Source organism: Limnohabitans sp. (genome assembly GCF_044361645.1).
Classification (GTDB): Bacteria; Pseudomonadota; Gammaproteobacteria; order Burkholderiales; family Burkholderiaceae_C; genus Limnohabitans_A.
The window spans coordinates 1-13,995 of sequence record NZ_JBIKIL010000106.1 but is presented as its reverse complement, the minus strand read 5'-3'; the positions used below and the strand labels follow the sequence as shown (position 1 = coordinate 13,995).

The 13,995-nt window shown below is 62.1% G+C and carries 14 protein-coding genes; 10 read left to right on the top strand and 4 right to left on the bottom strand.

Translation table 11 applies throughout. From position 1 onward, the window contains the following. The coding region (locus ACIQ39_RS14925) for a uroporphyrinogen decarboxylase family protein (RefSeq protein WP_396435396.1) at positions 1 to 200 on the top strand (200 nt) is incomplete at its 5' end. Positions 201 to 443: 243 nt separating this feature from the next. Here the strand turns inward: ACIQ39_RS14925 and ACIQ39_RS14920 are convergent. Further along, complete coding sequence (locus ACIQ39_RS14920) at positions 444 to 770, bottom strand: high-potential iron-sulfur protein (RefSeq protein WP_396435395.1); 327 nt, start codon at positions 768 to 770, stop codon at positions 444 to 446. 191 nt (positions 771 to 961) lie between these two features. On the opposite strand from ACIQ39_RS14920, the gene ACIQ39_RS14915 reads away from it, so the two are divergent. The 5 genes from ACIQ39_RS14915 (at position 962) to bchO (ending at position 6,425) form a co-directional block, all read left to right on the top strand. Further along, positions 962 to 1,552 carry an NnrU family protein gene (locus ACIQ39_RS14915; protein ID WP_396435394.1) on the top strand — a complete coding sequence of 197 codons (591 nt, stop codon included), beginning with the start codon at positions 962 to 964 and terminating at the stop codon, positions 1,550 to 1,552. 550 nt (positions 1,553 to 2,102) lie between these two features. Next, the gene (locus ACIQ39_RS14910; RefSeq protein ID WP_396435393.1) at positions 2,103 to 2,339 is read left to right on the top strand and encodes a hypothetical protein; all 237 of its coding nucleotides are present in this window, start codon (positions 2,103 to 2,105) and stop codon (positions 2,337 to 2,339) included. A gap of 155 nt (positions 2,340 to 2,494) precedes the next feature. Further along, entirely contained in the window at positions 2,495 to 3,520 is a 1,026-nt protein-coding gene (gene bchI, locus ACIQ39_RS14905; RefSeq protein ID WP_396435392.1) for a magnesium chelatase ATPase subunit I, read from the top strand. Between the two features lie 136 nt (positions 3,521 to 3,656). Further along, on the top strand, positions 3,657 to 5,534 hold the full coding sequence (locus ACIQ39_RS14900; protein ID WP_396435391.1) for a magnesium chelatase subunit D: 1,878 nt from the start codon (positions 3,657 to 3,659) through the stop codon (positions 5,532 to 5,534). 6 nt (positions 5,535 to 5,540) lie between these two features. Further along, on the top strand, positions 5,541 to 6,425 hold the full coding sequence (gene bchO / locus ACIQ39_RS14895; protein ID WP_396435390.1) for an alpha/beta fold hydrolase BchO: 885 nt from the start codon (positions 5,541 to 5,543) through the stop codon (positions 6,423 to 6,425). Between the two features lie 93 nt (positions 6,426 to 6,518). On the opposite strand, the gene asd is transcribed toward bchO, so the two are convergent. Then, entirely contained in the window at positions 6,519 to 7,403 is an 885-nt protein-coding gene (gene asd / locus ACIQ39_RS14890; RefSeq protein WP_396435389.1) for an archaetidylserine decarboxylase, read from the bottom strand. Between the two features lie 53 nt (positions 7,404 to 7,456). Here asd and ACIQ39_RS14885 point away from each other — a divergent pair, with 53 nt between their 5' ends. After that, positions 7,457 to 9,088 carry an aminotransferase class III-fold pyridoxal phosphate-dependent enzyme gene (locus ACIQ39_RS14885; protein WP_396435388.1) on the top strand — a complete coding sequence of 544 codons (1,632 nt, stop codon included), beginning with the start codon at positions 7,457 to 7,459 and terminating at the stop codon, positions 9,086 to 9,088. Between the two features lie 90 nt (positions 9,089 to 9,178). Here the strand turns inward: ACIQ39_RS14885 and ACIQ39_RS14880 are convergent, their stop codons facing one another. Beyond that, positions 9,179 to 9,820, bottom strand: a complete 642-nt coding sequence (locus ACIQ39_RS14880; RefSeq protein ID WP_396435387.1) for a hypothetical protein — start codon at positions 9,818 to 9,820, stop codon at positions 9,179 to 9,181. 74 nt (positions 9,821 to 9,894) lie between these two features. On the opposite strand from ACIQ39_RS14880, the gene ACIQ39_RS14875 reads away from it, so the two are divergent. Then, the gene (locus ACIQ39_RS14875; protein ID WP_396435386.1) at positions 9,895 to 11,088 is read left to right on the top strand and encodes a glycosyltransferase family 4 protein; all 1,194 of its coding nucleotides are present in this window, start codon (positions 9,895 to 9,897) and stop codon (positions 11,086 to 11,088) included. A 292-nt stretch (positions 11,089 to 11,380) separates the two neighbouring features. Here the strand turns inward: ACIQ39_RS14875 and radC are convergent, their stop codons facing one another. Beyond that, complete coding sequence (radC, locus tag ACIQ39_RS14870) at positions 11,381 to 12,052, bottom strand: DNA repair protein RadC (RefSeq protein WP_396435385.1); 672 nt, start codon at positions 12,050 to 12,052, stop codon at positions 11,381 to 11,383. A gap of 130 nt (positions 12,053 to 12,182) precedes the next feature. On the opposite strand from radC, the gene ACIQ39_RS14865 reads away from it, so the two are divergent. Further along, the gene (locus ACIQ39_RS14865; protein WP_396435384.1) at positions 12,183 to 12,626 is read left to right on the top strand and encodes a peptidylprolyl isomerase; all 444 of its coding nucleotides are present in this window, start codon (positions 12,183 to 12,185) and stop codon (positions 12,624 to 12,626) included. Beyond that, entirely contained in the window at positions 12,626 to 13,558 is a 933-nt protein-coding gene (gene ispH / locus ACIQ39_RS14860) for a 4-hydroxy-3-methylbut-2-enyl diphosphate reductase (protein ID WP_396435383.1), read from the top strand. Before ACIQ39_RS14865 ends, ispH begins: the two co-directional genes overlap by 1 nt. Positions 13,559 to 13,995: the final 437 nt, after the last annotated feature.

Below are 13,995 nucleotides of genomic sequence, written 5' to 3'. Positions count from 1 at the left end.
CCGCGCAGATCGCCACCGAGGTGCGCCGCGTGCTCGACAGCTTTGGCAGGCCGCACACCGACAAGACCCAAACCGGGCCCACCCACATCTTCAACCTGGGCCACGGCATCAGCCAATACACCCCGCCTGAGCATGTCACGGCGCTGGTCGAGGCGGTGCACAGCCACTCGCGGGCCATGCGCCACAGCCAAACCGCTTGATTCGGCCCTGTGAAGCCTGCCATGGTCTTGGCCACGCTTTTTTCTCATCCCGACCTTTGTTCCTGTCATCCCGGCCGCTTTTTTCTCATCCCGGCCGGTATTTCAGTCATCCCGGCCTTGAGCCGGGATCCATAAAGGCCAGATCAATAGGCACTAAGGGTGGCGCTTCGCCCATGAAAAAACCGCCCTGAGGCGGTTTTTTCATGGGCGAAGCGGGCAGCAGCCCGCCTTGCGCTTTTGGCCTTAGCCCTTTTTGACCCAGGCCGAGCACCAGCCCTTGGCAGACACTTGCTTGGTGCCAAACAAGGGGCAACCACCGGCAGCGGCGCCCGCTTTGGCTTGGAACAAGGCGCAATTGGCGCAGTTGTTACCGGCCGCGTACTTGGGGTTTTTGGCTTTGTCAACTTTGGTCGCGTCGGCTTTGTAGGCCAAGCCCACGGCTTGAGGATCTTTTTCGTCCAGCATGGTTTGAGCGGATGCTTGGGTCACGGCCAAAGCGGCGGTGGCGGCGGTGGCCACTTGCATCATGAACACTCGGCGGGTCGAAGACAGATTGTTGATAAGGGACATGGAAAACTCCTAGAAAAGACAGTCAGAAAATACTGAATAGTTCATTGTGCGCCACTTCAGTCACTTTGTCATGGCGCGCCGAGTACTTGAGCAAAACACACAGGAAAGCCCGGGATTCTCAATGTCAACCGCTGCGGACAGCCCCATGTCAGAATGTGCTTTGAAATTTTCACCGCAAAAAGGTTTAAAACATGCTGCAACTGCTCATCGGATTGGCGCTCTTTTTAGGCATCCACTCACTCCAAAGCGTGGCGCCCATTGCGCGCCAAAACAGCATGGCCCGCTGGGGCGCAATAGGCTTCAAAGCGGTCTACGCTGGCGTGGCCATCCTGGGACTGTATTTGGTGTTCAAAGGCTACGCCCAAGCCCGCCTCGACCCGGTGGTGCTGTGGTTCCCACCGCGCGGCTTGCAAAGCGTCACCATTTTGCTGATGTGGGTGGCCATGATTTTCTTGGTGGCCACCTACATTCCTGCCAACCACATCAAGGCCAAACTGCGCCACCCCATGACCTTGTCGGTCAAGGTCTGGGCATTGAGCCATTTGCTGATCAACGGCAACCTGGCCGATGTGGTCTTGTTTGGCGGCTTTTTGCTGTGGTCGGTGCTGGTGTTTCGCGCCGCCCGAAAACGGGACCGCCAAAACCTGCGCAGCGCGCCCGAGGGCAAATGGCTGGGCACGGCCTTGACCGTGCTGGTGGGCACCGGCCTGTGGGCGGCCTTTTTCATGGGTGGCCTGCACATGTGGTTGGTGGGCGTGATGCCATTGATCCGTTCAAGCTGAACCCGTCTTTTCAATGACGCCAGCCTCATTCAAGCTGCGCCCACCCCCCATCTTGGTTGAATGCTGACGGTTCGCCACCCCCACCGGATGGGGCCCGACCCGCAAGCAGTGCACCGACTGCGGCCAAGCCTGTCAGCCTCCTGTCATCGCACGGCAATTTCCCGTCGTCGCGAGGTAATTTCCCGTCGTCGCGAGGTAATTTCCCGTCACCACGAGGTGGTTTCTCGTCACCGCGAGGTGGTTTCTCGTCACCGCGAGGAACGAAGCGATCCATGGACTGCCACGTCGCTGCGCTCCTCGCAGTGACGGTGGTTTCCCGTCACCGCGCGGTATTTTCCCGTCATCGCGAGGTACGAAGCGATCCATGGACTGTCGCGTCGCTAAGCGCCTCGCAGTGACGGTAATTTATTCGTCATCGCGCGGATTGAGGCGATCCATGGACTGCCGCGTCGCTGCGCACCACGCAGTGACGGTAATTTATTCGTCACCGCGAGGTGGTTTCTCGTCATCGCCCGGTGGTTTCCCGTCATCGCGAGGAACGAAGCGATCCATGGACTGCCGCGTCGCTAAGCGCCTTGCAGTGACGGTACATGCAGCGCCCGATGAGCTGGGGCTGATGCCCCGGGTGGGGCTGCGCGGTCTGGCGTTTGCTCGCGCCCGGGTGGAGGTAACAGCCATCGAGCCCATCTTGCACCTGCGCCGCGATGCACCTGCGCGCATCCCAAACATGCTGCCGCAGCATGTTTGGGATTTGGCGGGCCGGTATGGCCTGCGGCCTCAAGCCTGACCTGGCGGGCCGGTATGGCCTGCGGCCTCAAGCCTGACCCGAATCCGACACAGTGGACGCCGCCACACCCAAAAACCGGCTTCGAGTGTAAATTTAACTTGACACTTTGACGCGTCTTTTGGATGATGGACCGAGAACAGTTTTGCGGAACGCCCATGGCATTGACCTTCCCTTTTGCGGCCATTGTTGGTCAAGATGAAATGACCCTCGCCATCCAGGTGGTGGCGGTGGACCCCTCGATTGGCGGCGTGTTGGTGCTCGGTGACCGGGGCACCGGCAAATCGACCGCCGTGCGCGCCTTGGCCGACCTGCTGCCGCCCATCCAAGTGGTCAAAGGCTGCCCCTACCGCTGCGACCCGGCCAAACCGGCGGGCAGCTGCCCGGTCTGCCAGGCCCGCGACCCCAAAAGCAAAGTCGTGACTGAGCGCCAGAGCGTGGCCGTGGTGGACCTGCCTTTGGGCGCCACCGAGGACCGCGTGGTCGGCGCGCTCGACCTGGAAAAAGCCTTGTCGCAAGGCGTCAAATCCTTCGCCCCCGGCCTGCTGGCGCAAGCGCACCGGGGCTTTTTGTACATCGACGAGGTCAACCTGCTGGACGACCACCTGGTGGACCTCTTGATCGACGTGGCCGCTTCGGGCGAAAACCTGGTCGAGCGCGAAGGCCTGAGCGTGCGCCACCCCGCCCGCTTTGTGCTGGTGGGCAGCGGCAACCCCGAAGAGGGTGAGCTGCGCCCGCAACTGCTGGACCGTTTTGGCCTGTCGGTGCAGGTGCGCACGCCGCAAGACCTGGCGCTGCGCGTGAGCATCATCAAGCGCCGCGACGCTTTCGACAAAGACCCCGCTGCCTTCAAGGCGCTGTGGCACAAGGACAACCAGAAGCTGCAAAAACGCATACTCAAAGCGCGTCAGCTGCTGGACCAAGTTGAAGTGAGTGACGACATGCTAATGCTGTGCGCCCGCCTGTGCCAGCAACTGGGCACCGACGGCCTGCGCGCCGAGCTCACCCTGCTGCGCGCCACCCGGGCGTATGCCGCGCTGCAAGGCCACAAGGCCGTGCAGCCCGAACACCTGCAAAGCATGGCCCCGCTGGCCCTGCGCCACCGCCTGCGCCGCAACCCGCTGGACGACACCGATTCGGGCGCGCGCGTGCAGCGCAGCGTGCAAGAAGTGCTGGCCGCCTGAGTTGCAGATCAAGCGCCCCCATGTTTGCTCGGCCCCTTCCCTGTAGGAGCGGCGTCCTCGCCGCGATGGGCCTTCGCAGTCCACCCCCTATTTCCCCGGGGGCGAGGCACCTACCCATCCGCTGCTCTGCACCAAAATGACCCGCGAAGCCCCACCACCATCCACGACTTTTGACCCGCTGGAGCGCTGGAACGACGCACTGACCGCGCTGCAGCTGCTGCAAATCGACCCCCACGGTTTTGGCGGCGTGTGCCTGCGTGCACCGCACGGCCCGGTGCGCGAGCGCTGGCTGCAAGCACTGGCTGATCTGGGCCTGGGCCTCGTTAAAGTGCCCGGCTCGGTGGACAGTGAGCGGCTGCTGGGCGGCATCGACCTGGCCCACACCTTGCAAACCGGCCAGCTGCACAGCCAAGCGGGCTTGCTGCAACAAGCCGACCAAGGCCTGGTGTGCTTGCCCATGGCCGAGCGCCTGTCACCCGCGCTGCTCGCGCCCTTGGTGCAAGCCCTGGAGCAAGGCCAGGTGCCCCCCCACCGCCACAGCGCTGAACCCACGCTCACCCGCTTTGGCGTGGTGGCGCTCGACGAATCTTTGCCCGACGAACCGGGCGTGGGCGCGGCATTGGCCGAGCGCTTGGGGCTGTGGCTGGACCTGCACGCGCTCTCGCCCAGCGACATCCACGCGGACTGGGCCGATGCCCACACCGAGGGCTTGCAGCTGCGGCTGAGCCCCGGCGCTTTGACCCGCGCCCGCGAGATGCTGGCACAGGTGCAAGCCAGCGACGACCAGATGCAAGCCCTGTGCGCGGCCGCTTGGGGCCTGGGCATCGGCTCTTTGCGCGTGCCCAGCCTGGCGCTGCGCCTGGCCTGCGCGCATGCGGCGCTGAACGGGCGCCAAGCGCTGGCGGCGGACGACCTGGGCTTTGCCGCGCGCTGCGTGCTCGCGCCACGCGCCACGCAGTGGCCCGCCGAGCCGTCTGCGCAAGAAGCAGCGCCTGCGCCACAGGAAGACGACACACCACCACAAGAGCCACAAGAGCCGCCAGAACCTCCAAAAAACGCCGAAGAAGCAACTGAGAAGGAACCGGAAAAAGACCAAGACCCCAGCCCACCGCCCGAACAGAACACCGAGCCCAGTGCGCAAGACCTGCAAGACATGCTGGTCGCCGCCGCCCTGGCCAGCTTGCCGCCGCACATGCTGGATGCGCTCATGACCCGCCAGGGCGCGAGCAGCCCACAAAGCTCCGGGCGCAGCGGTCAGACCCGCGCAGGCTCGCAACGCGGCCGCCCACTGCCCCCGCGCCCGGGCCGCCCCGGCGGTCAGGCGCGCTTGCATGTGCTGGCCACCTTGCGCGCCGCCGCGCCCAAGCAGCGCTTGCGGCAAGCACACAGCACCGGCCGCGTGGCGATTCGCGCCGAAGACTTCCACATCCAGCGTTACCAGCAGCGCGCCTCCAGCTGCCTGATCCTGGCGCTCGACGCCTCCGGCTCGGCCGCATTGCAGCGCCTGGCCGAGGCCAAAGGCGCGGTCGAGTTGCTGCTGCAGCAGTCCTATGCGCGGCGCGACAGCGTGTGCATCGTGGCCTTTCGGGGCGCACAGGCGCAGTTGTTGCTGCCCGCCACGCGCTCGCTGGTGCGCGCCAAACGCGCCATGACCGGCCTGCCTGGCGGCGGCGGCACGCCACTGGCACTGGCCCTGAAAATGGCACACGAACAAGCCGCCCAGCTGCAGCGCCAAGGCGTCACGCCCATCCTGGTGGTGCTGAGCGACGGCCGCGCCAACGTCACCCTGCAAGGCCTGGGCGGCCGCGCCCAAGCCCAAACCGATGCGCACAACTGGGGCCAACAGTGGCGCGCCAGCGGGCACCGCGCTTTGTGGATCGACACCTCGATGCAGCCCGACGCGCAAGCGCAGCAACTGGCCAGCACCATGGGCGCAAGCTACCTGCCCATGCCGCAGGTGCAGTCGCAGCGCATGGCGCAAGCGATCGAGCGCGTGCGCAAGCCCAGCCCATGAACCGCGATGTTTGAGCGCTTTTACCCCAGCATGTCGTGGTCAGCGCATCAAGCGCATTGGCCCCACGCGGCGCACAGCCGCTTCGTGCAGGCGGGCGGCATTCAGTGGCATGTGCAAAGCTTGGGCCAAGGCCCTGGCCTGCTGCTTTTGCACGGCACGGGCTCGGGCAATTTCAGCTGGCGCGGCTTGCTGCCCACACTGGCCGAGCACTTCACCGTGGTTGCGCCCGACTTGCCCGGCCACGCTTTCACCAGCCGGGGGCCTGAAGGTGCGCTGTCCTTGCCCGGCATGGCCGAGGGCCTGCGCGCCTTGTTGCTGCAACTGAAGCTCACGCCCCAGGTCATCGTGGGCCACTCGGCCGGTGCCGCCATTGCCGCGCACATGGCGCTGCACTTTGACAGCGCTTCGCGCAGCACCCTGATTGGCCTGAACCCGGCCTGGCTGCCGCTGCCCGGCCTGGCCTCTTGGTTGTTTGGCCCGGCGGCCAAGCTGGCCGCGCTCAACCCGCTGTCGGCCTGGGCCACCGCCAAAATGGCGGCCAAACCCGGGGCCGTGGCCGACTGGCTGTCGCGCACCGGCTCCGCTCTGGATGCACAAGGTCTGGACCTCTACACCCGCGTGCTCAGCGACTCAGGCCATGTGCACGGCGTGCTGTCGATGATGGCGGCCTGGCGGCTCAAACCCTTGGCGGCGCGCCTGCACGAGATTCGCCAGCCGGTGTTCATGCACATCGGCGCGCAAGACGAAACCGTGCCCCCCGCATTGGCCCACCAAGCCTGCGCACGCTTGCCACGAGCTGCACTGCAGATCCAAGACGGCTTGGGCCATCTGGCCCACGAACAAGACCCTGAGGGTACAGCCGCCTACATCTTGCGCTGCGCCAGCCTTTGATCCAATGCGGGGCTCAACCCCGGCATTCATGCTGGACAACAGCTTGGCAACCCCGTTGAGACGCTTTAAAAAACGGGTTTGCACGCAATCCAATCATCGGTCCGACCTTGCCAGCAAGGCCTGGCCCATTTGAATGCGCTGACCTGTTGCAATGCCTTCGGTCAAAACATAGCCCTTGGGCACAAACACCAAAATGGTGGAGCCGTGTTCAAACCAGCCCATTTCTTGGCCTTTTGCATAGCGGGCATCACAGGGCATTTCATTGGGCCCTCGGTAGCGCAGGTTGAGCAGCACATCGACTGCGTGAAAGCGCATGCTGGCCACCAATATCGCCGCCACTGGCACCATCAAAAAAGGGACACCTTGCGCCGTTTGCATGTGCAGCACGGCCCGTTCGTTTTGACAAAACAAGGCTTTCACACGCTGCAGCGCTACCGGATTCACATTCCAGGTGTCGCCCGAGATGTAAGTCACATGCTGGAGCTGCACATCGTGCGGCGCGTGAAAGCGGTGGTACATGCTGCTGGTCAGGCGCAAGGTCAGGTAAGTGCCGCCTTCAAGCGCAGCAGGCCAGTGCTGGCAGCGCTCGGATGTGCCCAGCAAGGTTTGCAATGGGTACGCAAAGCCCTTGGCCTGAAACACCTGCCCTTGCGTCACCGTACCGCATGCGCCGACGATGGCATCGCAAGGCGAGGTCATGAGCGTGGGGTCGGGGTTGATGAGCCGTGCACCGGGCCGCAGTTCGCGCGTGAAGCAGGCATGCAAGCTGTCAAATTGCTGTTGCTTGGCGTCGCTCAAATCCAGTTCACTGAACCAGCCCCACACCGCCATGGACGACTTGACCACCCAGGGGTGCCGAATCTGGCTCCACCAACCCATGAAGCGGGTCAAGGTGATGCGTGGTATGCGGTTGGTGAGCAAAAAATTCAGGTCTTCTTGCAACACCCACTTTTGAAAAAGACGGCGAAATTTCATCATGTTGTCACTCAATTTGAATAAAAAGAAATTTTGTTGGTACAAGGAAAACGACTGTGAACGCCACTTGGATCAGTTTGGGCGTGTTGGCCGCGTTGGCCCCAAGCCTGCATCAGCGCTATGAACTCTCGCGTGCCAAGCACCGCTCGCTGGCCGGACACTCGCGCATGGCCAAACGCTTGGCCCGCTGGCTGCCGGGCTACAGCTTTGACGAATCGGCGTTCTTTGCTTGCGACGGCGCACCCGACAGCATCCAGGCCATTCGCCAAGCGGCATTCATGGCCATGGCCGACACCTTGCAAACGCGCCACCGCTTGAGCATCCAGACCAGCGAAGCGGCACGCGAAGACATCTCGGACATGCAATTTGTGGCGGCCTACCGCGTGCCCTTTCAATTCAGCCCCGTGGTGCGCAAGCACCTCAAGGTCGGCTCGTTTTGGCAATCGGCGCAAGGTGTGCAGGTCACGGACTTGGACGGGCAGGTGTTTTATGACCTGACCGGCTCTTATGGTGTCAATGTGTTTGGCGCTGATTTTTACAAGCGCACCATGGCCCAAGGCATGGCACGCACCCAAGCGCTGGGGCCGGTGTTGGGCTCTTACCATCCGGTGGTGGCGGGCAATGCCCAGCGCCTGAAAGCCATCACGGGCCTGGACGAAGTGTCTTTTCACATGTCGGGCACCGAGGCGGTCATGCAGGCCGTGCGCTTGGCGCGTTACCACACCGGGCGCAAAAACATCGTGCGCTTTTGCGGGGCCTACCACGGCTGGTGGGAAGATGTGCAACCGGGCCCTGGCAACCCGATGCCGCCCCGCGAGACCTACACCCTGAGCGACATGAGCGAGCGCAGCTTGAAGGTGCTGCGCAGCCGCAAAGACATTGCCTGCGTGCTGATCAACCCCTTGCAGGCCTTGCACACCAACGCCAACGCGCCGGGCGACTCCACCTTGGTGGACAGCAGCCGACGCGCCTGCTATGACCGCGAGGCCTACACCGCTTGGCTCAAGGCCTTGCGCCAAGTTTGTAGCGAACGCGGCATTGCGCTGATTTTTGACGAGGTCTTTTTGGGCTTTCGCTTGGCCGCAGGCGGTGCCCAAGCTTACTTTGGCGTGCAGGCCGACATGGTCACCTACGGCAAGACCTTGGGCGGCGGTTTCCCAGTGGGCGTGGTGTGTGGCCAACGCCATTGGATGCGCCGATTTGATGAGAAAAAGCCCGCCAACATTTGTTTTGCGCGCGGCACCTTCAACGCCCACCCGGCCGTCATGGGTGCCATGGCCGCATTTTTGGAAGAACTGCAAACCCCTGAGGTCAAGGCCCTCTATGAGGGCTTGGACGAGCGCTGGAATGCCCGCGCTGCACGCTTCAACAGCACCATGCAAGCGCTGGGCCTGCCCTTGCAAGCGGCCAATATGTCGAGCGTGTGGACGCTTTTTTACACGCAGCCCAGCCGCTACAACTGGATGCTGCAGTACTACCTCAGACTGCATGGCTTGGCGCTCAGTTGGGTGGGCACAGGGCGATTGATCTTCAGCCTCAATTACAGCGATGCCGACTTCGAGGCGGTGCTGCAAAAGTGCGTGCTGGCGGCGCAGCAAATGCAGCGCGACGGCTGGTGGTGGCAGACCCCTGAAATGAGCAACCAAAACATTCGCCGCCGCATCTTGAAGGAAACCCTGTTCGGCTGACCCTGGGTGCCCCGGCCTGCCCAAAGGGCAAGACCGGCTGCCCATCGGCAGAACCGGAGGCCCCATGGACAAGTCTGGGGCGAGGCCCCATCAACGGTTTGCCTGCAAATGCTCCGGGGCAAAACGCTCGCCGCGCAGCAGTTGCCAAGGGGCTTTGTGGTAGAGGTAGATGTCGTGAAACGGATCGCTCACAATTTTGCTCATCCAGACCAGACCGGTTTGCACATCTTTCAAAAAGAACAAGTGCACGGTGCGAAACAACAAAGCCGCCGCACCCAGGTACAACCAGGCGTAACCCACAGCCCGCAAGAACTCTGGCAAGGTCTCGTGTGCGGGCAGCACACCCCAAAGCCCGGGGTTCATGAAAATGAGCAAAGGCAAGAAAGCCCATGCGCTGAGCAACACCACTTTGCGGCGCAAGTTGTAGCCCACCTTGATCTCTTCCTTGAACGCGTTGCTGGCTTGGTTGACATGGTCATAGCCCAAGGGTTCAAAGAAAAAATGCCCCGCTTGCCTTGATGTCATCGACACCATCCACGCCAACAGCGCCGCCATGGCCGGGTCGATGAACAACAAAGCATAAGCCACAACAAAAGCCATGGCACTGAGCAAATGCAAGGACTGGTTGATGCGGCAGTGGTGGTAGTAGCGGTGATCGTCCCAACGCTGAACTTGCAACTCTTTGAAGAAATCTTTCACATCGACCTCACTGGTTAAGAATGTGAAGATCATGATCAAGTCGTGTGAAAAAACCATGACAGCATGTTTGTCATCAAACTGTTAAAAAGCGCCCGCACCATGGGGCCATGCAAGAGCTTGAATCAGCCCCCTACCTGGTCGAAAACATCGAACCCAGCGAGCCACGCCTGCGCATCGCCGTGGTCACCGAAACATGGCCACCCGAGGTCAACGGTGTTGCCCTTACCTTGTCGCGCTTGGTGCGCGAATTGAGCGAACGGCAACACACCATTCAACTCATCCGGCCCCGGCAACAACGTCACGAAACGGAAAGCCACCGAGATGGCTGGAGCGAGTTGCTTCTCAAAGGCATGCCCATCCCGCGCTACCCCGACCTCAAGCTGGGCTTTCCGAGCAAAAAATCACTGGTCCAAGCTTGGAGCCAAAAACGGCCCGACATCGTGCACATCGCCACCGAAGGCCCCTTGGGTTGGTCGGCACTGCGGGCCGCGCGTGTGCTGCGTTTGCCGGTGACATCGGACTTCAGAACCAATTTTCAAAGCTACAGCCACCACTACGGCATCGGTTGGCTGCAAAAACCCATCGTGGCCTATTTGCGAAAATTTCACAACCGAACGCTTTGCACCATGGTGCCCACACAGGCCATGCACGAACAGCTCCACCGCCTGGGTTTCCTCAACTTGCAAGTGGTCGCGCGGGGAGTTGACAGCCACATGTTCACCCCCAGCAAACGCAGCTTGGCCCTGCGCAGCACATGGCAGGCCGATGAAAATACCTTGGTCTTGTTGTCTGTGGGGCGCTTGGCCACCGAGAAAAACCTGGACCTCAGCGTCAAGACTTACCTGGCCTTGAAACAAAACAAGCGACGCGTGAAATTGGTCTTTTGTGGGGATGGGCCTTACCGCAGCAAACTGCAAGCCGATTGCCCCGACGCGATCTTCATGGGCATGGTCACGCACGCCCAATTGGCGGTGGCCTATGCCAGTGCCGACTTGTTCTTGTTCACCAGCCTGACCGAGACATTTGGCAACGTGACCCTGGAAGCCTTGGCCAGTGGCACCCCCGTGCTGGCCTTTGACTGCGCAGCCGCCAAAGAAGTCATTGAGGACGAGCACAACGGTTGGTTGGTGGCTGGCGAAGACCCTCAGGCTTATGTGTTGCGCGCCTTGGCCATCACGCAAAAAAGCCTTGGCCTGCAGCAGGCCAGGCAGCACGCCTCCAAAAGCATCCAAAAATGGGAATGGCGCGCCATTGCCAACCAAGTAGAAAGCCTCTTTCGGCGGGTGTTGCAGGGCGCTTGATGTGTGTTGAGCGCTGGCCAGTGCAACACCGGCAACCCAGGCCAGGCACATCGGGCATTGCAGATGCCAAAACAAGCCTGTCGGCTTGCACACAGGCCTGTGCTTTTTTCATCCCGGGCGAAGACCCGGGAGCCCGTGAAAACGGCTGCCCTTTGCGAACACCTCCTGTGCCCTCTGTCCTTCCGGCGCAGGGCCGGGATGACAGAGACAAGCGCCTGAGATGACGCCAGCACAAGGCCAGGATGACAGGCGGCCTTGTGTGGGCCATCGGCAGCGGCAGTGTGGGTGGATGTCACATCAAACCACGCTCAGCCATCGACAAAGTCTCGCCTTGGCAGACGATGATGTGGTCGAGCACGCGCACGTCCACCAAGGCCAAAGCCGCCTTGAGGGTTTGTGTCAGGTGCTCGTCGGCTCGGCTGGGTTGCACCGAGCCACTGGGGTGGTTGTGCGACAGCACCACGGCGGCGGCTTGGTGGTGCAGGGCGCGCATGACGACTTCGCGTGGGTAGACGCTGGTTTGGCTGAGGGTGCCGCGAAACAGTTCTTCCAGACCCAGCATGCGGTTTTGGGTGTCTAAAAAAAGCACGGCAAAAACCTCGTGGTTTTTGTGCGCCAACTGCAGTTGCAGATACTGCTTGACCGCATCGGGCGAATGAAACCCCTCGCGCTCTTTCAGGCGCTGGCTCAAGGCCCGGCGCGCCATCTCGAATACGGCCAACAGCTCGGCCTGTTTGGCTGGCCCCAAACCTTTGACCATTTTCAGCGACTGCACAGTGGCATTGAGCAAACCGGCAATACCGTCAGGCCCTAAGAGCTCTTCGGACAACTGGAACACGTTTTTGCCCACCATGCCGGTGCGCAGCAAGATGGCCAGCAGCTCGACATCGCTCAGGGCCTGCGGGCCACGGGCCAGCAGTTTTTCGCGCGGACGCGCATCGGCTGGCAAGTCTTTGATGCTCATGGTCTGCCCCTCCCCGGAGCGGCCCTCGGTCCCGCTTATCCCCTTGGCTGGGACAGCTTGGCTGGGCTTTTTACAATAGTGGCTTCTTTATGCCTGTTTGGCCGCATGAGCGGCATTCCAGAAAACCCTTATGCCCATTGTCGAACCCGCCTCTTTCTTGACGCTGCACTACCGCCTGGCTGGGCCGCAGGGCGACATCATCAACACTTTCAAGGAAAAACCGGCCACCTTGTCGCTGGGCTCTGGCGCCTTGTCGCCCGCTGTGGAACAGCGCTTGCTGGGCCTGGCCGAGGGCACACGGGTGGTGCTGGACATTCCGGCAGGCGAGGCCTTTGGCGAGCACATTGCTGACATGCAGCAGTGGGTGGCCCGTCAATTGCTGCGTGAATTGGGCGATCCGAGCGAACAATACGCGGCGGGCGATGTGGTGCAATTTCCCACGCCCGATGGTCTGGGTTCTTATGCCGGCACCGTGTTGCAAGTGAACGAGGAGGGCGCGGTCTTGTTTGACTTCAACCACCCGCTGGCCGGTCAGCCTGTGACCTTTGAAGTTGAACTGATCGGGGTGCTGTGATGACATCTGAAGTGCTGTTGGCCGAACCACGCGGTTTTTGCGCCGGTGTGGACCGTGCGATCGACATCGTGGAGCATGCGCTGAGCAAGTTCGGCCGCCCCATCTATGTGCGCCATGAGATCGTGCACAACACCTATGTGGTCAACGACCTGAAAGAAAAGGGCGCGATCTTCATCGAAGAGCTGGCCGATGTGCCGCCGGGTGCCACCTTGATTTTCAGTGCGCACGGCGTGAGCCGGGCGATCCAGGACGAGGCCGAGCGACGCGGCTTTCGCATCTTTGATGCCACCTGTCCGCTGGTCAGCAAGGTGCATGTGGAGCTGGCCAAGCTGCACAAAGAGGGCTATGAGTTCATCATGATCGGGCACAAGGGCCACCCTGAGGTGGAAGGCACCATGGGCCAGCTCGACAGCGGCATCCACTTGGTCGAAGGCGTGGAGGATGTGGGCAAAGTGCAGCCCGCCCAAACCGCGTTGTTGGCGGTGGTCACGCAAACCACCCTGAGCGTGGACGACGCGGCCGAGATTGTGGCCGCCGTCAAAGCGCGCTTTCCTCAGGTGCGCGAGCCCAAGCAGCAAGACATTTGCTACGCCACCCAAAACCGCCAAGATGCGGTCAAACTCATGACCCCTTTGGTGGACGTGGTGATCGTGGTGGGCAGCCCCACCAGCTCCAACAGCAACCGGCTGCGCGAGCTGGCCGACCGTTTGGGCACACCCGCCTACATGGTGGACAGTGCGGCGGACTTGCAGGAAGCTTGGTTTGAAGGCACGCAAAAAGTAGGCCTGACCGCTGGTGCTTCGGCCCCGGATGTGCTGGTGCAAGAGGTGATTGCGCGGCTGCGTGCCTTGGGTGCGGTGTCGGTGCGCACGCTGGACGGCATACAGGAAACCATCAAATTCCCCATGCCCAAGGGCCTCAAACACGATTGAGGCGAGTGGCGCTTTGCGCCTTCCCGTGACGATGGGTTGGGCTGCGCAGTGACGATGGGTTGGGCTGCGCAGTGACGATGGGTTGGGCTGCGCAGTGACGGCGGGTTGGGCTGCGCAGTTATGTAGATTTCGGCCGTCATTGCGAGCGAAGCGCGGCAATCCATGGACTGCCACGTCGCTGCGCTCCTCGCAGTGACGGCGGGTTGGGCTGCGCGCCTCGCCGTGACGTAGATTTCGGCCGTCATTGCGAGCGAAGCGCGGCAATCCATGGACTGCCACGTCGCTGCGCTCCTCGCAGTGACGGGGGGTTGGGCTGCGCTCCTCGCAGTGACGGCGAGTTGGGCTGCGCTCCTCGCAGTGACGTAGATTTCGGCCGTCATTGCGAGCGAAGCGCGGCAATCCATGGACTGCCACGTCGCTGCGCTCCTCGCAGTGAC